Annotated in this window: 18 protein-coding genes; 8 read left to right on the top strand and 10 right to left on the bottom strand. The window is 70.3% G+C overall.

From position 1 onward, the window contains the following. Positions 1-38: 38 nt before the first annotated feature. The 3 genes from AW274_RS12140 to AW274_RS12130 are packed head-to-tail and all read right to left on the bottom strand — an operon-like array spanning position 39 to position 4625. On the bottom strand, positions 39-1712 hold the full coding sequence (locus AW274_RS12140) for a right-handed parallel beta-helix repeat-containing protein (RefSeq protein ID WP_062431107.1): 1674 nt from the start codon (positions 1710-1712) through the stop codon (positions 39-41). After that, positions 1709-3340 (bottom strand): hypothetical protein, encoded by a 1632-nt coding sequence (locus tag AW274_RS12135; protein WP_062431106.1) that lies wholly within the window; start codon positions 3338-3340, stop codon positions 1709-1711. The genes AW274_RS12140 and AW274_RS12135 overlap by 4 nt, the downstream gene beginning before the upstream one ends. A 10-nt stretch (positions 3341-3350) precedes the next feature. Further along, complete coding sequence (locus AW274_RS12130; protein ID WP_157520043.1) at positions 3351-4625, bottom strand: O-antigen ligase family protein; 1275 nt, start codon at positions 4623-4625, stop codon at positions 3351-3353. A gap of 96 nt (positions 4626-4721) precedes the next feature. Here AW274_RS12130 and AW274_RS12125 point away from each other — a divergent pair, with 96 nt between their 5' ends. Further along, entirely contained in the window at positions 4722-5618 is an 897-nt protein-coding gene (locus AW274_RS12125; RefSeq protein ID WP_062431104.1) for a sulfotransferase domain-containing protein, read from the top strand. Here the strand turns inward: AW274_RS12125 and AW274_RS12120 are convergent. Next, the gene (locus AW274_RS12120; RefSeq protein ID WP_062431103.1) at positions 5596-6453 is read right to left on the bottom strand and encodes a phosphotransferase family protein; all 858 of its coding nucleotides are present in this window, start codon (positions 6451-6453) and stop codon (positions 5596-5598) included. The two genes, AW274_RS12125 and AW274_RS12120, sit on opposite strands and share 23 nt — an antisense overlap. Then, positions 6450-7541 carry a DUF1972 domain-containing protein gene (locus AW274_RS12115; protein WP_062431102.1) on the bottom strand — a complete coding sequence of 364 codons (1092 nt, stop codon included), beginning with the start codon at positions 7539-7541 and terminating at the stop codon, positions 6450-6452. The genes AW274_RS12120 and AW274_RS12115 overlap by 4 nt, the downstream gene beginning before the upstream one ends. A gap of 72 nt (positions 7542-7613) precedes the next feature. Here AW274_RS12115 and AW274_RS12110 point away from each other — a divergent pair, with 72 nt between their 5' ends. The 6 genes from AW274_RS12110 (at position 7614) to AW274_RS12085 (ending at position 14909) form a co-directional block, all read left to right on the top strand. Further along, entirely contained in the window at positions 7614-8723 is a 1110-nt protein-coding gene (locus tag AW274_RS12110; RefSeq protein WP_062431101.1) for a glycosyltransferase family 4 protein, read from the top strand. Positions 8724-8781: 58 nt separating this feature from the next. Continuing rightward, entirely contained in the window at positions 8782-9918 is a 1137-nt protein-coding gene (locus AW274_RS12105) for a GumC domain-containing protein (protein WP_062431100.1), read from the top strand. Next, complete coding sequence (locus AW274_RS12100; RefSeq protein ID WP_062431099.1) at positions 9918-11189, top strand: MATE family efflux transporter; 1272 nt, start codon at positions 9918-9920, stop codon at positions 11187-11189. The genes AW274_RS12105 and AW274_RS12100 overlap by 1 nt, the downstream gene beginning before the upstream one ends. After that, positions 11167-12180, top strand: coding sequence for a YncE family protein (locus AW274_RS12095; protein WP_062431098.1), 1014 nt, complete (start codon positions 11167-11169; stop codon positions 12178-12180). Before AW274_RS12100 ends, AW274_RS12095 begins: the two co-directional genes overlap by 23 nt. 43 nt (positions 12181-12223) lie before the next feature. After that, the gene (locus AW274_RS12090) at positions 12224-13822 is read left to right on the top strand and encodes a PQQ-binding-like beta-propeller repeat protein (RefSeq protein ID WP_198169148.1); all 1599 of its coding nucleotides are present in this window, start codon (positions 12224-12226) and stop codon (positions 13820-13822) included. Positions 13823-13985: 163 nt separating this feature from the next. Continuing rightward, positions 13986-14909 (top strand): FkbM family methyltransferase, encoded by a 924-nt coding sequence (locus AW274_RS12085; protein ID WP_198169147.1) that lies wholly within the window; start codon positions 13986-13988, stop codon positions 14907-14909. On the opposite strand, the gene rfbD is transcribed toward AW274_RS12085, so the two are convergent. From rfbD to AW274_RS12065, 4 genes are read right to left on the bottom strand one after another with little or no spacing between them, the layout of a single operon-like run. Continuing rightward, the gene (gene rfbD / locus AW274_RS12080; protein ID WP_062431943.1) at positions 14906-15718 is read right to left on the bottom strand and encodes a dTDP-4-dehydrorhamnose reductase; all 813 of its coding nucleotides are present in this window, start codon (positions 15716-15718) and stop codon (positions 14906-14908) included. The genes AW274_RS12085 and rfbD overlap by 4 nt on opposite strands. Further along, entirely contained in the window at positions 15715-16656 is a 942-nt protein-coding gene (gene rfbB, locus AW274_RS12075) for a dTDP-glucose 4,6-dehydratase (protein ID WP_062431095.1), read from the bottom strand. The genes rfbD and rfbB overlap by 4 nt, the downstream gene beginning before the upstream one ends. After that, positions 16653-17720, bottom strand: coding sequence for a glucose-1-phosphate thymidylyltransferase (locus AW274_RS12070; RefSeq protein WP_062431094.1), 1068 nt, complete (start codon positions 17718-17720; stop codon positions 16653-16655). The genes rfbB and AW274_RS12070 overlap by 4 nt, the downstream gene beginning before the upstream one ends. Before the next feature lie 5 nt (positions 17721-17725). Further along, positions 17726-19171, bottom strand: coding sequence for a sugar transferase (locus tag AW274_RS12065; RefSeq protein ID WP_062431093.1), 1446 nt, complete (start codon positions 19169-19171; stop codon positions 17726-17728). A 350-nt stretch (positions 19172-19521) separates the two neighbouring features. Here AW274_RS12065 and AW274_RS12060 point away from each other — a divergent pair, with 350 nt between their 5' ends. Then, entirely contained in the window at positions 19522-20457 is a 936-nt protein-coding gene (locus tag AW274_RS12060; protein ID WP_157520040.1) for an LCP family protein, read from the top strand. On the opposite strand, the gene AW274_RS12055 is transcribed toward AW274_RS12060, so the two are convergent. Next, complete coding sequence (locus AW274_RS12055) at positions 20450-21352, bottom strand: NmrA family NAD(P)-binding protein (protein ID WP_062431091.1); 903 nt, start codon at positions 21350-21352, stop codon at positions 20450-20452. The genes AW274_RS12060 and AW274_RS12055 overlap by 8 nt on opposite strands. Between the last annotated feature and the right edge of the window lie 10 nt (positions 21353-21362).

The following is a 21362-nucleotide window of genomic DNA, read 5'->3' as shown; positions in this document are numbered from 1 at the left end:
ATCAAGCAAGGAGTAACCCGTGGGACATGAAGTAACGATTAAAGTTCACCTTCTGGAGCGCCTGATTTAAGCACCGTCCCGGCTTCCTCGCCGAACAACTCGGCGACGTCGGAAGGCAGCGGCGCACCATCGGGCAAATCACCATTTTTCGGCTCACTGCCGTGGCTTTCCTGACCGGTCATCCGGCGCAGATCGGCCACCGAGGCGACGTCGGCGTCGGCCCGCGTCCAGTCGGCCCAGTCGGCCAGCGGCCCTGGTCCGCGCCGCTGGTAGACGTTGTGGTCGAGGCTCGCCATGTCGGCCGCGCCCTTGCGGCGGGTCAGATCGCGTACCGCCACCAGAGGCTCGGCTCCCGCCGAGGAAAGCACGTTGTTTCGCACCTCGACGCCACTCACATTCCAGGTCACTCCCGGGGTGAGTTGCTGCCGCGCGCCGTCGATCACATAGATCTGGCGGCCTTTGTTGTCGGTTACGGTGTTGTTCCAGACCCGGACGTCGCTCGACTCGTTCACATAGATGCCGTTGGTGCCGTTGCCGGTCACCATGTTTCCGGCGATGAGCGCCCCGGCCGAGATCTCGAAATGGATCCCGTGGTGGGCGTTGTTCCGGGCCAGGTTGCGGGCGACCACGGCGCCGACGATCGACTCGTCGAGCCAGATGCCGGGGCCCCGGTTGTCCTCCATGAGGTTGCCGACGACCGTCATGCGCTTCGACTCGGTGATCTTCAGGCCGCCGGAGACCGGGGCCATCATGAAACGCTCCACATTGTTGCCGCGGCTGATGTTGCCGACGATCGTCGCGTCGTCGGACTTGTGGCCGCCGATGCCGACCTGGCCGTTGCCCGCGAACAGGTTGTTCCTGACGGTGATCCGGGCGCCCTTCAGCGACAGGCCGGTGACCGAGGTCTCGGCGAAGACGCTGTTCTCGATCGTCATGTCGTCGGCGAACGCCTTGACGGCGGCGATCCTGGCCAGGGAGGTGGCGTAGCGCCGTACCCCCACGCCCTTGAGGGACGACCCGTCGGCGCCCTCGAAGTAGAGGGCCTCGTCGAGGGTGGTGGCGCGCACCTCGCGGCCGGTGGGGTCGTCGCCGATGAACAGGCGGCCGGCCTGGTAGTCGACGAAGAAGGAGCCGGGGCCCACCTGCTCGGCGCTCCGCACCTGGGTCAGCTGCCGGTCGTCGACGAAGACCTGGTCGGGCCAGTTGGCCATCGGGTGCTCCGGGTCGACCATGTGCCAGTCTTCGCCGCCGCCCGCGGTGAAGTCGGTGTTGTCGAAGCGCACGTCCCAGCCGTCGCGCCGCCAGAGGGAGCCGTCGCGGACCCAGCCGCCGACCGGTTCGCTGCCGTCGAACCAGACGACCTCGCCGGGGTGGTTCTGGATGGCCAGGCGCTTGCGGAAGATCTCGACCTTCTCGTGGTAGACGCCCGCCCGCAGCACGATCGTCGAGCCCTCGGGGGCGGTCTCCACGGCATGGGCCAGCGTGCGCCAGGGCCTGCCTTCGCCGCCCTGCTGCGCGTCGTCGCCGTCGGGGGCGACGAAGAAGGCGCCTTCGGGGACGGGGTAGTCGGCCGTCCCCAGCGGGGCCGGCCCGGCCGTCTTCCACGACGGCTGGGCCGGACCTGCGGTGTCGGGCCGCATGAGCGCGGCCCCGATCAGGACGCCCGCCACCGCGAGGGCGACGGCCCCCGCGGCGGCGAGCCCCCGTTTCACGAAACCGTCACCGACGCGCTGGTCGGGCTGGAGACGCGGTTGTTGTACGGGTCGATCGCGCGCACCCGGTAGGTGTGCGACGCGCCGGGGGTGAGCCCGGTGTCCTGGCACGAGAGGTTCGGCAGGTTCCAGAACACCGAGAACGCCTCGGCGGTGCAGGCGACCTGGCCGTCGTTGCGCAGCACCTCGTAGCGCACCTTGCGGTTGTCGAGGTCCCACGTGGCGCCCCAGCGGACGGTCACCTTGCCGCCGCCGTTGGCCTGGAGGGTCGGCGCGCCGAACCCGGCCTGGATGGGGCCGCCGGTGTCGGGCTTGGTCTCGTGGAAGGTCCAGCGGGTGAGGCCCTGCTGCGCCACGTCGTTGACCTCGGTGAAGTCACCGCCGGCCCACAGGTAGGTGCCGTCGTTGGCCATGGACCACGGGCCCTGGACCCAGGGGTAGACGGTGCCGGGGGCCGAGTTGGGGAACCAGTGGAGGATGGTCTGCTTGCCGCCCTGCGCCGTGCCGGCGGGCTCGGCGAGGTAGCGGCGGTGCGGCTTGGTCTCGGGGAAGCCGTCGTTGCCGTAGTAGTTCTGCATGTTGCAGCGGTGGGCGTGGCTGCCGCTGTAGAGGACGCCGCCCATCACCGAGATCGCCTGGGTCGCGCCGAGGCAGTTGTTGATCCAGATGCGCGAGCCGTTGTCGGGGTTGAAGGCCAGGCGGCCGTCGAAGGTGCCCTCGCCGTTGGCGCTGGCGTACATGCGGGTGCCGTCGGAGACGATGTCGGTCACCCACGAGCGGCTGCTGGAGCTGTTGGCCGGGATGTCGTTGCTGTTGAACGTGCCCTTGGAGCCGTCGCTCACGTTGACGGCCGACAGGCCGTGCTGCTTGACGCCGTTGATGCGGTCGAAGTCGCCGCCGACGATGAGGCGGTTGCCCGCGGGGGTCAGCATCATCGCGTTGACGCGCTTGTCGGCCGTCGGCGTCCACGAGGTGAGCGCGGCGGTCGAGGCGTCGAACGCGGCCAGGCGGGTGCGGGTCTCGCCGTTCACCGTGGTGAAGTGGCCGCCCGCGTAGACGGTCGTATCGGACACGGCGATCGCGCGCACCCGGTTGTTGAACACCGGCTTGAAGTCGGGGTCGAGGGCGCCGGTGGCGGTGTCGAAGGCCGCCATGCGGTCACGCCGCGAGCTGTCGATCTTGTTGAAGTCGCCGGCGACGTAGATCTTCGAGCCGTCGGGCGAGGCCTTGATCTCCCACACCGTGTCGCAGCGGTAGGTGCCGGTGGAGATCTTGTCGCACTCGTTCTGCGCCTGGTCGTCGGTGAACGTCGGCGAGAAGGCCACCGGGTTCCACGGCAGCAGGTCGCCGGTGGCGGTGTCGAACGCGGCCAAGCCGACCCGCGGCACCTCGCCCGCGCCCCCCTTGGGCACGCCCGGCGGACGGACGTTGTCGAAGTTGCCTCCGACGTAGGTCACCCCGTTGACGATCTCGATCGTCAGCACCACTCCGTCGGTCTGCCAGGTGGGCAGGGCGTCGGCCGTGACTGTGGCGACTTCCCCCGTGGCGGGGGCCGTGTCGGCCATCGCCGCGGGGACGGGCGTCACCGCTAACGCGGCGATCAGGCCCGATATCAGGGTCTTGCGCATTTGGTCCCCTTCAGGGCACAGGTGAGACCACACCGGCCTCACGCGTATCGTGACGCTCGTCACGTCTCACAGGTTTACGTGTGATAACACAAGTCCACGCCACGATGAGGAACATCCAGATGGACGCGACGTTCGCCGCGCCCGCCATCTGGTCGGCGGTCAAGCCGTCGACCACCAGAAACGTCATCAAACCGAGCAGCAACGCCGCCTCGACCCGGACCTCCTGGACCCGGGTGAACGACAGGTTCACCGTCAGCACCACGACCAGGAGCAGGCAGAAGATCGCCGCCCCGATGAGGCCGCCTTCGACGAGCACGTTGACGAAGATGTTGTGACCCCCGCCGAGCCCCAGGGCGTCGAGGAACAACCCGCGCGCCGACGACATGCCGTTGCCGAACACCGGGCGGTTCATCACCGCCTGGTAGGCGAAGGTCCACAGGTCGGTACGCGAGTTGAGGCTCTCCAGCTGTTCGACGGTCTCGCCACGGGTGGCGAACTCCAGGAGCTTGTCGCCGAACAACAACGGCAGCAGGACCAGGATCGGCGTACCGACCATGATCACCTCGACCCGGCCCCGGTTGCCCCGGGCGGTGAGCAGGAACGCCGCCACCCCCGCGAGGATGCCGACCGCCGCGCCCCGCGTGCCGGTGGCGACCAGCGCCGCCGCCGTGACGCCCGCCGAACCGGCGTAGACCGGCCACGGGAACCGGCGCGGCAGCCCGTTCGGCAGCAGGAACGCCAGGCACAGCAGCAGTGCGACGCCCAGGAACATGCCGGCCGTGACGGGATGCACGTAGAGCCAGTTGAACCGGTCTTGCGTGTTGGGCGTGCGTTTGAGCGGCACCGCCACCCCGAACGCGACCGAGACCACGACCAGGCCGACGAACACGTGCGCCAGCCGGTAGAGGTCCTCGCGCCGCGCCCGGGTCGCGATCACGTGACACACGATCGCGGTGACCAGGAGCTGGCTCGCCCGCACGGCGGCGAACGGGGGGAACGGGGTCCACAACACCGACAGGGCGCAGTAGGCCGCGAACAACCAGGCCAGGATCAACGCGGCCGGCGCCGCCCGCCGGGGCGCCCGCAGGCCGAACCGGCGGTAGAGGTAGAGCGCGCAGAGGCCGTAGACGCCGATCTCCATCAGGACGGTGGCGTCGATGCCGCCGCCGACCGCTTCGGAGACGTCACGCGAACGGAACTTGTAGTCGCTCGCGAGGATCATGCCGAGGGGAAGCAGCGTGGGCCACCACTGCGTACGAAGCCGCCGGTGGCGCGCACCCCTCACGCGGTCCCCCCGAATCGCCGCTCCGCTTGGTGACGTGTGCCAGCATACGAGCGGTTAATAACTTTTCACTATGGACCGGTTGAGAGGACGAGTCACATGAAGCTCCCTGAACCCGTGATGAACGCGGGCCGAACCGCCATCCGGGGCTGGGGCATGGCGACGGCGGCGTTCCGGCCCGATCCCGACTTCCTGCTCATCGGGGCCAAGCGCGGGGGCTCGACGTCGTTCTACTTCGCCCTGCTGGAGCACCCCAGGGTGATCCCGCTGTTCCCGGCGGCCGGCCTGCTGCCCAAGGCCAACCACACGAAGGGCGTGCACTACTTCGACTCCAACTACGCGCGCGGGATGCGGTGGTACCGCTCGCACCTGCCGAGCCGGTCGAACCGGGCGCGGGCCGAGCGCAGGGCGGGCGGGCCGGTGGTCGCGGGCGAGGGCTCGCCCTACTACCTCCACCACCCGCTGGCCGCCGAACGCGCCGCCGGGAACGTGCCAACGGCGCGCATCCTCCTGGTCTTACGCGACCCGGTCGAGCGCACGTTCTCCCACTACCGCGAACGGGTGCGCGCCGGAGCGGAGACCCTGACGTTCGAGGAGGCCCTGGCCGCCGAGGAGTCGCGGACCGCCGGGGAGGAGGAGCGGATCATCGCCGATCCGGCGTACCTGTCCTACGCCCACGAACAGCAGTCGTACGTCGCCCAGAGCGAATACGCCCGCGGCCTCGAACGGTGGTTCGCCCACTTCCCCCGCGATCGGTTCCACATCCTGACCAGCGAGGACTTCTACCGCGACCCGCAGGCCGCCTGCGACCGGGCGGCGGAGTTCCTCGGGCTGCCGCCCGCGCCGCTGCCCGATGCGGGCAAGGTGTGGAACGCCGCCGCCCCGGGTGACATCCCCGACGACGTGCGCAAGAGGCTGGCCCGCCACTTCGCCCCGCACAACCGGCGGCTGGAGGAGCTGCTCGGCCGCAGGCTCAGCGACTGGACGGCCGGCTGAGCACCTCCAGCGCCGCGAGCATGCCGCCGTTGAGGGGCAGGTCGTCGCTGCGCCGGGAGATCACGGCCTCCCAGTGGGCGGCGGCCTCGGCGTAGCCCGTGGGCACCGGTTCGGTGCCGAACAGGGTCGTCTCGGCGGCCCGGTAGTAGACCTCGTCGCAACCGGGGGGCGCCCACGCGGCGTCCTCCCAGTCGATCAGCCACGGCGTCCTCCCCCTGGTCCGGCGCAGGTTCCACGGGGTGAGGTCGCCGTGCATGGGCAACCAGTGGTCGGGGGTGCCGGGCGGTTTGGGCAGCTTGGCGAGCAGGCGCTGGATCCGGCCGGCCAGGTCGACGACGTCGATCCCCCGGAACGGACGGGCCGGGACCGGCTCCATCGCCGAGATCAGCAACCACGACGGGCCCTGCCCGAGCACGACCGGGGCCCGGAAGCCGTCGCCGCCGTCGAGCAGCCGCAGCACCTGGGCCTCGTGGTCGAGCCCCTCGCGGACCTTCAGGAACCCGGCCGGACGGCCCTTCTGCAGGAGCAGGGCCGCCGCGCCGGGCCGGGACGCCTGCGGCCGCAGGTAGAGGGCGACCTCGTCGACCGGGCCGACGACGTCGGCGACGTCGCGGAGGACCTGGTCCCAGCGTTCGACCGGGGGTCGCCAGGGTTCGCGCCGGCCCGGCAGCAGCCACGGCCCGGCGACCAGCACCGCCCGGTGCAGGATCCGCTGGGCCAGCAGCGGGAGGGGCTTGGAGAAGGTGAGCAGCGACAGCCCGGCCGCGGCCGACCGGGCGTCGCCGACCGGGATCCAGACGTTGGCCCGGCCCGGCGGGTAGCGCACGAAACTCATCCGCGCAGGTCCAGGCAGAGTCTCTCGTAGCGGGCCGCGACGTCGTCCCACGTGTAGTGGGCGCGGGCGCGCTCGCGGGCCAGGTCGCCGCGGCGGCGGCAGGCGGCCGGGTCGTCCTCGGCCTGTTCGATCACCGCCGCCAGGTCGTCGGGGCCGCCGAAGAACGCGCCCGACTCGGCGAGCACCTCGCGGTTGAACACGACGTCGTAGGCGATCGTCGGGGCGCCCGCGCCCATCGCCCGGAGCAGCGAGGGGTTGGTGCCGCCGACGGAGTGGCCGTGGAGGTAGGTGGCCGACCCGGCGTAGAGGGCGTCGAGCAGGTCCTGGTTCCAGACGGCGCCGACCAGCTTGACGCGTTCGTCCTTGGCGGCCAGGTCGTTGATCTTCTTCACGTACTCCTCGGCGTAGGGCGCCGAGCCCACGACCATCAGCGGCAGCCGGGCGGTGCTGCGCGAGTAGCCCTCGACGATCAGGTCGACGTGGTTCTCCGGTTCGAACCGGGCCACCACCAGGTGGTAGCCGCCGGGCTCATAACCCTCGGCCCGCAGCAGGTCGTCGTCGCAGCGCTCCTGAATGGGAGCGCCGTAGGGGATCATGACGCTGCCGGCGGCGTAGGTCTCGCGGTAGTAGTCCTGGATCGCGACGGCGTCGGCGATGATCTGCTTCGACCAGCGGACCGACAACTTCTCGACGGCCAGGTAGTAGCGCTGCCCTGCACCGTTCCATTTGGCCCGCTTCCACTCCAGCCCGTCGACGTGGGTGGCCACCGGGATGCGCGCCAGCTTCAGGAACGGCAGCAGGGGCGCGTTCGCCGCGTTGAACACCAGCGCGACGTCGGTGCGGTGCAGCAGCACATGGCCGACCGACAGCGCGGTGTGGCTGAGCGTCTCCATGATCTTGTGCTGTACGGCGGGCAGATGGACGAGCGTCATCCCCTTGTACGCCGGGAGCTTCTCCACCGCCCCCCGGCAGTAGACCCGGACGTCGTGCCCGGCGTCGGCCAGGCGGGCCCCGATCTCCTCGACGGCGGTCTCGAAGCCCCCGTAACGGGCCGGCACCCCGCGAGTCCCGATCATGGCGATCCGCATGCGTCCCCTTCGATGGATGACAAGATGAACATCCAACCGTAAACGGTAATCAAACATTTGGATGCGGCAACGATGGTTCGAGTGGTGATGGCCCACCCGTCGCCCGATCTCTACGGTTCCGACCGCATGCTCGTCGAATCGGTCCGGGCCCTGGCCGAAACAGCCGAAATCACGGTCACTTTGCCCAAAGACGGCCCTTTGTCCGCTTTGATTCGCGACGCCGGGGCCGAGGTCGAGATCCTCCCGGTGCCCGTGCTCCGCAAGGCCTACCTGAAGCCGGCCGGTCTGGTGAAGCTCACCTGGGAGCTGGCCACCACGCTCCCCCGCATGGTGTCCTACCTGCGGCGCGACCGCGCTTCGGTCTTGTACGTCAACACGGTCACCATCCCCTGGTGGTTGCTGGCCGGGCGGCTCGCGCGGGTGCCGAAGGTCGTGTGCCACGTCCACGAGGCGGAGGAGGCCGTGCCCGCTCCGGTCAGGCGGGCGCTGGCGCTGCCGCTGCGACTGGCGCACACGATCATCGCGATCAGCAGGAGCGTGCGCGACCGAATCGTGGCCGACGGCGCCCCTGACGGGAAAACGACCGTCATCCACAACGGCGTCGCCGGTCCCCCGCCCACCGACCCCCGCCCGGAGCACGAGGGACACCTCGTGCTGGTCGGCCGCCTGTCGCCCCGCAAGGGCAACGACGTCGCCGTCGAGGCGGCGAAGCTGCTGGCCGAGCGCGGTCACGCCATCAGGCTGACGCTGGCCGGCACCATCTTCCCCGGCTACGAGTGGTACGAGGCCGAGCTCCGCGCCAAAGCGGGCCCCGAGGTGGTCTTCGCCGGATTCGCCGACCCGGTGTGGCCGCTTCTGGCCACGGCCGACGTCGTGCTGGTGCCGTCGCGGGTCGAGCCCTTCGGCCTGGTCGCCGTCGAGGGCATGCTGGCCCGCCGACCGGTGGTCGCCAGCGAGGTGCAGGGCTTGGCGGAAATCGTCGACGACGGGAAGAACGGGCTGCTCGTGGCCCCGGGCGACGCGGTCGCGCTGGCCGACGCCGTCGAATCGCTGCTCACCGACTGGCCCGCCGCCAAAGCCCTGGCGAACAGGGGATTCGACGATGCGACGTCCCGATTCGGCCTCGTGCGTTACACGACGGCGATGAAGCGGGCGATTCTCGGGCCGGAGGCTGATGTCTAAACTGTGAACCGACCACTTCTTTATGTGAGGAATGCAAAAGCGGGGAGAACAGGCATTCGTGGCCACAGACCAACGTGACGAGACCCCCGAGGTCGGTCTTCTTGAGGCCGTGTGGCGCTATCGGTGGTCGTCGCTCGCACTGATCCTCGTCGCCGCCGTCGCCGCGGGGGCGGCGACCTTCTTCGTCTTCGGCAACGTCGAGGCGACCGCCCGCTTCGCGGTCGTCGACCCGCGCAGCACCACCTACCTGCGCATGGGCGTGTCCTCCGACAGCAGCTACATCGCCTACACCGCCCAGCGGGCCGCGTTCGCCCAGTCGGCGGGCGTGCTCGACCGGGCCCGGCAGCTGCTCGAGAACGAGCAGAAGGTCGTCGTCGACCTCGAGACCCTGCGGCAGAGCGTCACCGCCTCACCCGGCACGGCCGGCGGCATCGTCGTCATCACCTCGACGGCCAAGACCGACAAGCTGGCCGCGCAGATGGCCAACTCGGTCGTGGCGGCCTACCAGATCCTCACCGAGGCCGACGCCCAGCGCGAGCAGGAGAAGCTGCTCAAGAGCGTGCGGTCCACGCGCACCCGCGTACAGGACGACCTGAAGCGGGCCCCCGACGGCAGCGCCACCGAGTCGTCGCTGACCGAGGCGCTGGTGCAGCTCCAGCTGAAGGAGTCGGAGGCGACGATCGACCTCGCCCAGTTCGGCGGCGGCGTCCGGTTCGTCGACCAGGCCAACCCGCTGAAGATCACCCCGAGCAAGGTGCCGACCAACATCGCGATCGGCCTCGCGGTCGGCACGCTGCTGGCCATCGTGATCGCGTTCCTGCGCGCCACCAACCCGATCGGCACGATCCGCGAGGTCACCACCCCGACCGGCCAGCGCCACAAGCCCGCCCAGCCGCGCCGCCCGCTGCTGCCCCGGCCCGAGGTCAACGGCTCGGCCCCGGCCAGGGCCGAATACGACGACCGCCCGACGGCCGCCTTCGAACGCATCAGCCTGCCCGCGAAACCACCGGAGCCCGCCACGCCCGCGCTCGAGAGGCCCGAGAGGCCCGAGAGGCCCGCGCCTCCGCCGCCGATCCGGAGCTGGCCCGAACCGCCGCCCACACCGAAGTCACCGGCCAAGACCCCGGTCGCCGACGAACCGGATGACGACGACGCCGAGCCCGTGGTGACCATCGACACCGGCGCCACCTCCTGATGGCCGGTTCTCTCCGCCGCCTCCTCGCGCGGGCGGGCGGCTCCGTCACCTCCCAGGCCGTCACCGCGGGCGGGAGCGTCGTCTTACAGCTCATCGCGGTCAGGTTCCTCGGGCCCGAGGCGTTCGGCGCCTACGCGATCATGATGGCCGTGCTCGTCGCGGTCACCACCGTCTTCTCCTCGTGGGTGGGCGACTCGCTCACCGTGTTGGACCGTTTCAATCCGCGCGTGCGGGCCGCGTTGTGCGCCTCGATCCTCGGGCTGACCGCGGCCGGGACCGTCGTCGGCGTCGTGTTCGCGCTGCTGCTCCACCTGGCCGACGGGCCGGGCGTCGTGGCGTTCGCGCTGCTCACCGTGTTGTGGTTGCCGCAGGAGAGCGCGCGGCGGCTGCTCAACGCGCGGCTGGAGTTCGGCCGCCTGGTGCTCAACGACGTCGTCTACGTCGGGGTGACGCTGGCGATCCTGGCCGCGCTCTGGCTGACCGGCACCCCGTTCACGCTGACGTGGATCCTGGGCGCGATGTGCGCGGGCCAGCTCGTGTCGCTGGGGCTGACGCTGGCGCTGCTGCCGTCGGTGGAGTACCGGCTGCCGCGCCCGAGCCTCGCCGGGCTCGGCGAGGTCACCTCGTTCGCCGCGTGGCGGTCGGCGCAGGCGTCGCTGCGGCCGGTCGCGCTGCTGGTCATGCGGGTGGCGATCGACACGTTCGCGTCGCGTACGGTGCTGGCCGCCGTCGAGGCCGGGCGGCTGCTGATGTCGCCGGCGCTGACGGTCGTGCAGGGCGCGGGCTCCTATCTGCTGCCCACGTTCGTGCGGCGGCGCGACGCCGGGGTGCCCATCCGGCCCCGCAACGCGCTGGCCGCCTCGCTGGTGCTCATCGCCGGCACGCTGGCCTGCGGGGTCGCCGCCATCGCGGTCCTCGGGTACGCCGGCCCGCTCATCACCGGCGGCGCGTTCACCCTCGACGCGGTGACCGTGGGCGGGTGGGTGGCCTACACGGTCAGCTTCTCGGCGACGCTGCCGCTGTCGATGATGGCGGCCGCCTACACCCTGTCACGCCTGGTGTTCATCGTCAGGGCGGCCGAGACCGGCATCGGCCTGACGGCCATGCTGGTCGTGCTCGCGGTCGCCCCCGATCTGGCCCACCTGGCCCCCTACTGCATCGGATTCGGCGGCCTGGCCTCGGGATTCCTCCTATGGTGGCACCTTCGCCGCCGCCAGGCCCCCGTCCCGTCACGGAATGAGATCCCCCATGAGACGCACGCTGCTGAGTAGCGCCGCCCTGGCGTTCGCCCTGACGGCGGCGGCGCCCGCGTACGCCGAACCGGCCCCGCCCGCGCCGGTGAAGGCCGCCTGGAAGCAGGACCGGGTCATCGACAACCCGAAGATCACCGAGTCCAGCGGCCTCTACGCCTCCCCGCTCCACCCCGGTGTGGTCTGGACCCACAACGACGGCGGCGGACCGGCCACCCTCTACGCCATCGGCCCCGACGGCTCGACCCAGGCGACCGTCACCATCGAGGGCGCGCCGGCCGTCGACACCGAGGCCATGGGCGGCTTCGTCGACCAGCGCGGCAACGCCCTCATCTACCTGGCCGACACGGGTGACAACGACAAGTCCCGCCAGGCGGGGGTGACCCTGTTCGTCTTCACCGAGCCGAAGGTGCTGGCCGACACGACGGTGACCGCCGAGCGGTATCCGATCGTCTACCCCGACGGCCCGCAGGACTCCGAGGCGGTCCTGATCAACCCGACCAACGGCAACCTCTACTTCGTCAGCAAGACCCCGACCGGCGGGGCCGTCTACGGCGCGCCCGCGTCGCTGGTGCCGGGCGTGGCCAACCGACTTGAGAAGCTGGTGGCGGTCCCCCACGTCATCTCCGACGGCCTGATCGGCTACGACGGCCGCATGTACCTGCGCGGGCTGAACAAGATCCGCATCTTCACCGACGTGACCGGCCACGTGGTGCAGACCCTCGACGCGCCGAAGCAGCCCCAGGGCGAGTCGATGGCGCTCAGCGCCGACGGCAAGACCCTGCTCGTCGGCAGCGAGGGCGAGAAGAGCGCGGTGTTCGCCTGGACGCTGCCCAAGGACCTGGCGACCGGCCCGGTGCGCAAACCCGGCCCGCAGCCCGACCCCAACGCCATCCAGCAGATCGGCAGGACGCAGCAGCCGTCGCGGTTGCCGCAGTACATGCTCGGCGGCGTCGCCGGGCTGGCGCTGCTCATCGGGCTCGGCGCGGTCGTCCGTCGACTGAGGCGGTAATCGGGTTCATACTCCGGCCATGCACAGACGCACGATCCTGGCCGTGTCATCCCTCTTGTTCCTGCTGACCGGGCTGCTGGCGGCCCCGGCGTGGGCGGCCGACTACTCGGCCCAGCCCCGCGCCAACTGGCTGCCGAACGGCCGGGTCCTCGCCATCGCCCACACGGGAGACCGGGTGGTGATCGCCGGTGAGTTCACCAGCCTGCGGCACTCCGCGACCGGTGAGACGGTCGGCCGCCAGCGCGTCGCGCTGCTCGACGCGGCCAGCGGTGACCTGGTCCGCTCGTGGTCGCCGGCGGTGAACGGCGCGGTGCACGTCCTCGCGGTGGCGAACGGCCGGGTGTTCCTCGGCGGCGACTTCACCACGGTGGCCGGGCAGACCCGCACCCGCCTGGCGGCGATCGACCTGAGCAGCGGGAGCGTCGTGGGCGGCTGGACGCCCGCCGCGAACAGCACGGTGCGCGGGCTGGCCGTGATCGGCGACACGCTCTACGCCGGCGGGGCGTTCACGCAGCTGGCCGGGCAGAACCGGACCCGGCTGGCGGCGGTCGACCTGGTCAGCGGCGCGCTGCGCGGCTGGAACCCGGGCGCCAACAACACGATCATGGCGATGGCGGCCGCGCCCGACGGCGGCAGCGTCATCGTGGGCGGCCAGTTCCGCACCCTCGGCGGCGCGACGCGGTTGTTCCTCGGCTCGGTCGGCCTCAACGGCACGGTCACCGGCTGGGCCCCGCCGCCCAGCTGCGACCTGCCGAGCAACCAGTGCTGGGTGCTCGACCTGGCCGCCGACTCCGACAGCGTCTACACCGCCATCGCCGGGGTCGGCGGACGGCTGGCCGCCTACCGCCTGAGCAACGGGTCGCGCCGCTGGGAGCGCACCGCCGACGGCGACGTGGAGTCGGTCGCGGTACGCGGCTCCTACGTGTACGCCGCCGGCCACTTCTGCCCCGACTTCGCCGGTTTCCAGCGTTGTGACTTCGCGGCCGTCGACGCCGGGACCGGCGCGGTCGACACCGACTTCGCGCCCACGGCCAACGGGCAGGTGTTCGCATTGCACGCCGGGCCCGACGCGCTGCGCGCGGGCGGCGGCTACGGCCAGCTCAACGGGGTCTCCCGGCCCAACTACACGGAGTTCCCGCTGATCCCGCCGTCGGGCGACGTGACGCTGGTGCCGGCCGGTTCGTCGTGGCGCTACCTCGACAACGGCAGCGACCAGGGCACGGCCTGGCGGGCGGCCGGGTTCGACGACTCCGGCTGGCCGCAGGGCCTGGCGCAGTTCGGCTTCGGCGACGGCGACGAGCGGCAACCGGTCGCGACGGGCCGCATCACCTATTACTTCCGCACGACCTTCGGCGTCGCCGCGACGTTCAGCCAGGTCACCATGAGCGTGATCCGCGACGACGGCGCGGTCGTCTACCTGAACGGCACCGAGATCTGGCGCGACAACCTGCCGGCCGGCACGATCACCTCCGCCAGCCGGGCCCTGTCCACCATCTCGGGCGCGGCCGAGTCGCAGTGGACCGACGTGGCGCTGTCGCCCGGCCAGCTCCAGCAGGGCCAGAACACGATCACCGTCGAGATCCACCAGGATCGGCCCGACTCCAGCGACATCAGTTTCGACCTGCGCCTCCGGGCGCGCTGACGCGGGGCGGACCCGCCCTGGAGGGAGGGGCGGGTCCGATATTTCCTGATCGAATTGGGTCCTGAAAAAAGAGGATGGTCGCCCTTATTGTGGGTCGATACATTTTGCCCCGATTCGAGAGAAGTCCATGGTCGAAAAGCTCTCGCCTGTCCTGCGCGTCCGAATGCGGGCCCGGGAAATGCTCTCCCGCGCCCTCGTCGTGGTGCCGCCCGCGGTGACGATGAAGACCCGCTCGGGATTCCACTCCTCCTCCGGGGTCTCCCGCACCCTGCTCGGCCAGGTGGTGAAGGTGCTGCGGCACCGCCCGCTGGGCTTCGTCGACGACTTCGCGCTGCCCGACAACCCCCGCATCCGGCTGGCCGCCGTCGAGTCGCGGCTGGTGCGCATCCTGTTCTGGTACGGCGAGCGCGGCTACGAGGGCATGGAGACGGCCTGCTGGCGCGACCTGTGCGCCAAGGCCACCGGCATCCTCGAACTGGGCGCCAACATCGGCTACTACACCGTCCAGGGCGCGGAGGCGGCCGGGAGCACCCCGTACGTCGCGGTGGAGGCCAACCCCGAGGCGGCGGCGATCGTGACGCGCAACGCCGAGCTCAACGAGCTGGTCAACGTGAAGGTGATCCAGGCCGCCGTGGTGCCCGACGACGCGCCCGCGACCCTGGAGTTGTCGCTGCCCGACCAGGAGAGCTACGTCGCACCGACGGGGGCCTACCTGTCGGAGGGCGGCGAGGGCATCAGCAACCGCCCGGCCTCCCGCACGATCACGGTGCAGACGGTGAAGATGTCGGAGCTGGTCGAGGGCGTCGACCTCATCAAGCTCGACATCGAGGGCTACGAGGCCGGCGTGCTGCGCGCGGTCTGGCCGCAGCTGCTGGCCACCCGGCCCACGATCGTCGTCGAGGTGCTCAGGAACGTTCCCGCGCTCCGTCAGGTGCTGCGCGACCTGCGCGCGGAGAACTACGAGATCCGCGCCATCGGCCACGACGCGCTGCACGTCATCACCGACGCCGAACTGGCGTCGGAGGAGCCGCTGCCGCGCTACGGCTCCCGGGACGTGATCGTCTCTCCGGCGGAGAAGGCCCTCTAGAGCTCCGGCCAGGCGTCGTGCAGGGCCTCTCGCCAGTCGCGCATCGGCTTGAGGCCCGCCGCCGCCCACCCGCCGTGGGCCAGCACGCTGTTCTTCGGACGGGTCGCGGGCCGGGGGTAGGCCTCCGAGCCGACCGGCCGCACCCTCTCGGGGTCGGCGCCCAGCAGGCGGAAGACCTCCTGGGCCAGGCCGTGCCAGGTGGTGGCGCCGGAGCTGGTGCCGTGGAAGACGCCCTGCGCGCCCGCGTTGACCAGGTCGACGATCTGGCGGGCCAAATCGAGGGTCCAGGTGGGCTGGCCGTGCTGGTCGGCGACGACGGTCACGACCTCATGAGAGCGTTCGAGACGGGCCATCGTGCGCACGAAGTTGGGACCGTGGGCGCCGTACAACCAGGCGGTTCTGACGATCGTGCCGTGGTGGTCGGCGACGACCTCCTCCCCGGCCAGCTTGGTGCGGCCGTAGGCGTTGACCGGGCCCGTCGGGGCGTCTTCCGGCCAGGGCTCGCGGCCCTCGCCGGAGAAGACGTAGTCGGTGGACAGGTGGACGAGCTTGCGGCCCGCCGCCTCGGCCAGCGCACGCGGAGCGTTGATCCTCAGGGCGGCGTCCTCGTGGGTCTCCGCGTCGTCGACCGCCGTCCACGCCGCGCAGTTCACCACCACGTCGGCCCAGTTCACGGCCTCGGCGACGGCGGTCTCGTCGGTGATGTCGAGGTCGGCGCGGGAGGGTGCGCGGACGTCGGCCCCGTCGAGGACGCGGACCAGATCGGTGGCGAGCATGCCCCCGCCGCCGGTGACCAGCCAGCGGGTCACGACCACCCCCGCAGCGGCTTCCACCAGGTCGGGTGGTCGCGATACCAGGCGACCGTGTCGGCCAGACCCTGGTCGAAGGTCCAGCGGGGGGCGTACCCGAGAGCCCTCAACCGGGTGTCGTCGAGGCTGTAGCGGCGGTCGTGGCCCTTGCGGTCGTCGACGAAGTCGACGCTGTCCCAGGTCGCGCCGCACGCGGCGAGCAACTGCTCGGTCAGCTCGCGGTTGGACATCTCGGCCGTGCCGGCGATGTGGTAGACCTCGCCGGGCTCGCCGACCTCGGCCACCAGGCGGATGCCCTGGCAGTGGTCGTCGACGTGCACCCAGTCGCGCACGTTGCCGCCGTCGCCGTAGAGCGGCACCCGCCGCCCTTCGAGCAGGTTGGTCACGAACAGCGGGATGACCTTCTCGGGATACTGGTAGGGCCCGTAGTTGTTGCCGCAGCGGGTGATCGAGACGTTGAGCCCGTGGGTGACCGCATAGGCCCGCGCGATCATGTCGCCACCGGCCTTGGCCGCCGAGTAGGGCGACCGCGGGTTCACCGCGGCGCTCTCGTCCCACGAGCCGGTCTCGATGGTGCCGTAGACCTCGTCGGTGGAGACCTGCACGACCCTCGGCACCCCGGCGTCGAGGCAGGCCTGCATGAGGGTCTGCGCGCCGAGCACGTTGGTGCGCACGAAGTCGGCCGCGCCGTCGATCGACCGGTCGACGTGGCTCTCGGCGGCGAAGTTCACCACCAGGTCGTGGCCCGGCACGACCTCGGCCAGCAGGGCGGGATCGCAGATGTCGCCGTGGACGAAGTCGTGGTCGACCCCGTCGAGGTTGGCACGGTTGCCGGCGTAGGTCAGCTTGTCGAGGACGGTGATCTTCGCATCGGGCAGGGTGCGCACGAAATGAGAGCCGATGAACCCGGCGCCGCCAGTGACCAGGACACGTGTCATGCCGAAATCTGCACCTTACTGTGGTCGCCGAGCACCAGCCGGTGGGCCCGGGGCGTGTTGGGGGCCGGGGTGACCTCGACGTCGTGGCCGATCAGCGACGCCTCGACCCGGCGCACCCCGGTGATGGACGAACGGGCCAGCAGGATCGAGTATTCGATCTCGCTGTCGGCGATGACGCAGCCGGCCGCCACCGAGGTGAACGGCCCGACGTAGGAGTCGCGCACCTGGGCGCCCGGCCCGATGACGACCGGGCCGACGATGCGCGAGCCGGTCACGACCGCGCCCTCCTCGACGACCACGCGGCCGATGAGCTCGGAGGCGGCGTCGACCTGGCCGCGTACCGCCGGCTGGAGCGATTCCAGCACCAGCCGGTTCACTTCGAGCATGTCGGCGACGTTGCCGGTGTCCTTCCAGTAGCCCGAGATGACGGTCGACTCGACCCGGCGGCCGTCGTCGATGAGCCACTGGATCGCGTCGGTGATCTCCAGTTCGCCGCGCGCCGACGGCTTGAGCTCGGCCACCGCCTCGTGGACGGCGGACGTGAACAGGTAGACGCCGACCAGCGCGAGGTCGCTCTTGGGCTCCTTCGGCTTCTCCTCCAGCGCGACGACGCGGCCGTCGGCGTCGAGTTCGGCGACGCCGAACTGGGTCGGGTCGGGCACCTGGGTGAGCATGATCTGCGCGGCGGGCCGGTCGTGCCCGAACCGGGCGACCAGCGAGCGGATGCCGCCGACGATGAAGTTGTCGCCCAGGTACATGACGAAGTCGTCGTCGCCGAGGAAGTCGCGCGCGATCTTCACCGCGTGCGCCAGCCCGAGCGGCGCGTCCTGCCGCAGGTAGGTGACGTTGAGGCCGAGCCGCGAGCCGTCGCCGACCGCCGCCTCGATCTCGGCCTGGGTGTCGCCCACGACGATGCCGACGTCGCGGACCCCCGCGTCGGCGATGGCCTCCAGGCCGTAGAAGAGCACCGGTTTGTTGGCCACCGGTACGAGTTGCTTGGCCGACGTGTGCGTGATGGGCCGCAGGCGGGTGCCCGAGCCTCCCGCCAGAACCAGGGCCTTCATTGTTTTCAGTACGCTCCCCGCCCGCCGAACACGGCCGACCACGTCTTCCAGAGAATGAGCACGTCAAGGGTGAGCGACCAGTTCTCGACATACCGCAGGTCGAGCCGCACCGACTCCTCCCACGTCAGGTCGGACCGGCCGCTGACCTGCCAGAGGCCCGTCATGCCGGGCTTCACCAGCAGCCGCCGCCGCACGTCGTCGCCGTATTGGGCGACCTCCTCGGGCAGCGGCGGGCGCGGCCCCACCAGCGACATCTCCCCCTTGATGACGTTGATGAGCTGGGTGAGCTCGTCGAGGGAGTAGCGCCGGAGCCACGTTCCGAGGGGGGTGATCCTTGGATCGTTCCTGAGTTTGAAGAGCACCCCGTTGCCGTCGTCGCCGAACGTTCGCAGGGTGATCTTGCGGCGCTCGGCGTCGGCCGTCATCGTGCGGAACTTGTAGACGGTGAAGACCTCGCCGTCCTTGCCGACGCGGGCCTGCCGGAACAGCGCCGGACCCGGGCTGCTGAGCCTGACCGCCGCCGCGATGACCAGCATGAACGGCAGCAGCATCAATAACACCATGCTGGCCACGACCCGGTCGAACACGCTCTTGATCGCCTGCCGCATGCCCCGGATGTCGGGGTGCTCGACGTGCAGCAGCGCCAGGCCGGCGACCGGCCGGATGTTGATGCGCGGCCCCGCGACCTCCATGAGGGCGGTGGCGACGAGCAGCTCGGTGCCGCGTTCCTCCAGCTGCCAGGCCAGCCGCCGCAGCGCGTGGCCGTCGAGTTCGGGGCAGGCGAGCACGGCCACGCTGTCGGCCTGCGCCGCCACCACCACTTCCGGCACGTTCTTGAAGTCGCCGAGCACCGGGAACCCGTCGACCTGCGAGGGCAGCTGCCCGGCCTGGTCGGGCGGCACGCACGCGGCCACGATCCGCATGCCGTGGTGGCGTTCGCGGGAGAACTGCGCGTGCAGGTCGAGCACCGAGGTCCAGTGGCCGACCACGACCACCCGCCGCAGGCACTCGCCGTTGCGGCGCCGGCGGTGCAGCCGCTTGCGCAGGGCGTAGTGGACGCCGAGCGTGAGCAGCGCGCAGATCGGGATGCCGGCCATCACGTAGGACCGGGCGATCGACGTCTGGGTGACGTAGGCGCTGATCGCGACGACCGACGCCAGGATGGCCGCGGAATGAATGATCTTTCGATATTCGTCGGCGCCGTCGCCGATGTGACGACGGTCGTACCCCCCGACGAGTCCCACCGTGAGCGGCCAGCCGGTGGCGATCGCCAGCCCGAGTGGCACCTCGACGGGATGGGCGATGCCGAGCGCGAAGCGCGCGAGCAGGACGCCCTGGATCGCCGCGGCACCACTGAGGGTGTCCATGGCGACGGCGGCGCGGATGTAGCGCCGTGACCAGCCGGGATCTCCGATCCCGGAACGAACTGCCTCTTCAAGAGCAACACCCATGTCGCAGATGCGCCTTTCCCCCACACTTGTTACCTGACGGACGCCCCACCTGTACCGTTGGTTTACCTAGATCACTGACTGATCTTGTTGACCTTGAAGTCTGTGAACGATGGAACGATCGTAAGATCGCCGCAACTTAGAGGGAAAGTTCATCTGAATGTCCACATAAGGCCATTTATACTTCAGGCGCGGCTCTGGACAGCTGCGTGCGCACCCGCTTCCACCTGGATTTACTCGGCCTCCTCGCAGCTCTCCAATCGGGACGTCCTGACGTGACCCAAACCACAGACGAGCCAGTACCGAAAAAGCGTTCTAAACGCCGTCGTAACATTTTGATTGTCTCCTTACTGGTGTTGTCACTTCCGCTGGCGGCTCTCTTCACGATCGCGATGGAGCGGCAGTACACCTACGACCGCAACATCACCCGCATCGACGACGTCTTCCCCGCCGAACCCGAGCGTCCCGCCAAGCCCGTGGGCGAGGCCCAGAACTGGCTGCTCATCGGCTCCGACTCGCGCCCGGGGGAGAAGGGCTTCAACCGCGCCGACTCGATCATGCTGGTGCACCTGCCCGCCGACCGGGCCCGCGTCTTCTTCGTCGGCATCCCGCGCGACTCCTACGTGCCGATCCCCGGACACGGCACTGACAAGATCAACGCCGCATACGCATACGGCGGTCCCAAACTCCTCATCTCGACCGTCGAGAAGTTGTCGGGGGTGCGCGTCGACCACTTCGCCGCCCTCGACTTCAGCGGGTTCGTCGCCATGAGCAAGGCCATCGGCGGGGTGGAGGTCGAGGTGTCGAAGGAGACGTACGACACCGCCAACAAGATCACCTGGCCGCAGGGGACGGTGCACCTCGAAGGCGAGAAGGCGCTGCTGTTCGTCCGCCAGCGCTACGGCCTGCCGGGCGGCGACTTCGACCGCATCAAACGCCAGCAGGCGTTCCTGCGCGCGGTCGCCGACAAGCTGATCAACGGCGGCGTGCTGACCGACCCGTTCGCCCTGAACGACTTCCTCGGCGCCCTGACCAAGTCGATCAGCGTCGACTCGGGCGTCTCCATCGGCACACTGCGCGACCTGGCGATCGAGCTGCGCAACATCCGCGGCGGCAGCCTGGTGGCCGCGACCCTGCCGCTGGCCGGGACCGACACCGTCAAGGGCGCCAGCATCGTCCGTCTCGACGAGAAGGCCGCCAAGATCATGTACGCCGCCATCAGGGACGACAAACTGGAGCAGTACTTCGAGGACTACGGGGGGACGTCCAACACCAAGCAGGTCAACTGACGTAGAGGCGCCGGTGCGCCGCCACGAACTGCTCGACCGTCTGCGCGATCTGCCGGGTGACCCGGAAGACGTCGTCGGTGGCCCGGTCGTAGCGGTTCTCGCGGTGGAGCCGGGCCATCGTCGCGATGTGCTGCTGCGTGTGCGCCGGCAGGCCCGTCTTCGGCAGCACGTCGGTGAGCCACTGGTGCAGCGGGACGTCCCGGTAGGTGACCGACCGGTCGAGCGCCTTGGCGAACTCCTCGGCCACGCCGTGCATGTCGAGCGTGTGCGGCCCGGTCAGCTGGTAGACCTCGCCGATGTGCGGCGACGGGTCGCGCAGGATCACCGCGACCACGCGGGCGACGTCGTCGGTGGCGATCGGCGAGGTGCGCCCGGAGCCGAACGGCAGCGCGATCGTGCCGTTCTCCTTGATCGAGCGTGCGGCCAGCGTGGTGAACAGCGGGTTGTCCAGGAAGACGGTCGGCCTGACGTGGATCACCGGCAGCCCCGACCAGTCGAAGACCCGCTCGGCCAGGTAGTGGAGGCGCTGCTGGTCCGACTCCCCGACGCTGGTGGCGGTCATCTGCGACACCGTCATCTGCGACAGGTCGACCAGCCCGTCGAGCACCCGCATCTCCCTGGCGACCGACGCCACCACGGCCGCCGCCAGCAGGTGGTCGGGCGAGACGGTCATGCCGAAGTACATCCGCGAGACCCCGTCGAGCGCCTTGGCCACGGTCTCGGGCTTGGTCAGATCACCGATCACGACGTCGACGCCGAGGCCCCGCAACTCCTCGGCCCGCTGGTCGTCACGGCGGACCATGGCGCGAACGGGCACGTCCATGCGGTGCAGCCGCTCCAGGACCTTGCGCCCCAGCCCCCGGGACCCCGGGACGAGAACCAGCTTTCCGGCCATACCCACACCC

Source organism: Herbidospora daliensis (assembly GCF_001570585.1).
Taxonomy (GTDB): Bacteria; Actinomycetota; Actinomycetes; order Streptosporangiales; family Streptosporangiaceae; genus Herbidospora; species Herbidospora daliensis.
Note: the sequence above shows the minus strand (reverse complement) of the source record. Positions and strands in the feature narration are given on the sequence as shown.

Bases quoted from the DNA above. Each gene is read 5' to 3' on its own strand.
- AW274_RS12110 (WP_062431101.1), top strand. From the start codon at position 7,614: ATGGTTCGAGTGGTGATGGCCCACCCGTCGCCCGATCTCTACGGTTCC.
- AW274_RS12115 (WP_062431102.1), bottom strand. From the start codon at position 7,541: ATGCGGATCGCCATGATCGGGACTCGCGGGGTGCCGGCCCGTTACGGG.
- AW274_RS12055 (WP_062431091.1), bottom strand. From the start codon at position 21,352: ATGGCCGGAAAGCTGGTTCTCGTCCCGGGGTCCCGGGGGCTGGGGCGC.
- AW274_RS12135 (WP_062431106.1), bottom strand. From the start codon at position 3,340: ATGCGCAAGACCCTGATATCGGGCCTGATCGCCGCGTTAGCGGTGACG.
- AW274_RS12065 (WP_062431093.1), bottom strand. From the start codon at position 19,171: ATGGGTGTTGCTCTTGAAGAGGCAGTTCGTTCCGGGATCGGAGATCCC.
- AW274_RS12085 (WP_198169147.1), top strand. From the start codon at position 13,986: ATGCGGGCCCGGGAAATGCTCTCCCGCGCCCTCGTCGTGGTGCCGCCC.
- AW274_RS12070 (WP_062431094.1), bottom strand. From the start codon at position 17,720: ATGAAGGCCCTGGTTCTGGCGGGAGGCTCGGGCACCCGCCTGCGGCCC.
- AW274_RS12120 (WP_062431103.1), bottom strand. From the start codon at position 6,453: ATGAGTTTCGTGCGCTACCCGCCGGGCCGGGCCAACGTCTGGATCCCG.
- AW274_RS12100 (WP_062431099.1), top strand. From the start codon at position 9,918: ATGGCCGGTTCTCTCCGCCGCCTCCTCGCGCGGGCGGGCGGCTCCGTC.
- AW274_RS12125 (WP_062431104.1), top strand. From the start codon at position 4,722: ATGAAGCTCCCTGAACCCGTGATGAACGCGGGCCGAACCGCCATCCGG.
- rfbB (WP_062431095.1), bottom strand. From the start codon at position 16,656: ATGACACGTGTCCTGGTCACTGGCGGCGCCGGGTTCATCGGCTCTCAT.
- AW274_RS12095 (WP_062431098.1), top strand. From the start codon at position 11,167: ATGAGACGCACGCTGCTGAGTAGCGCCGCCCTGGCGTTCGCCCTGACG.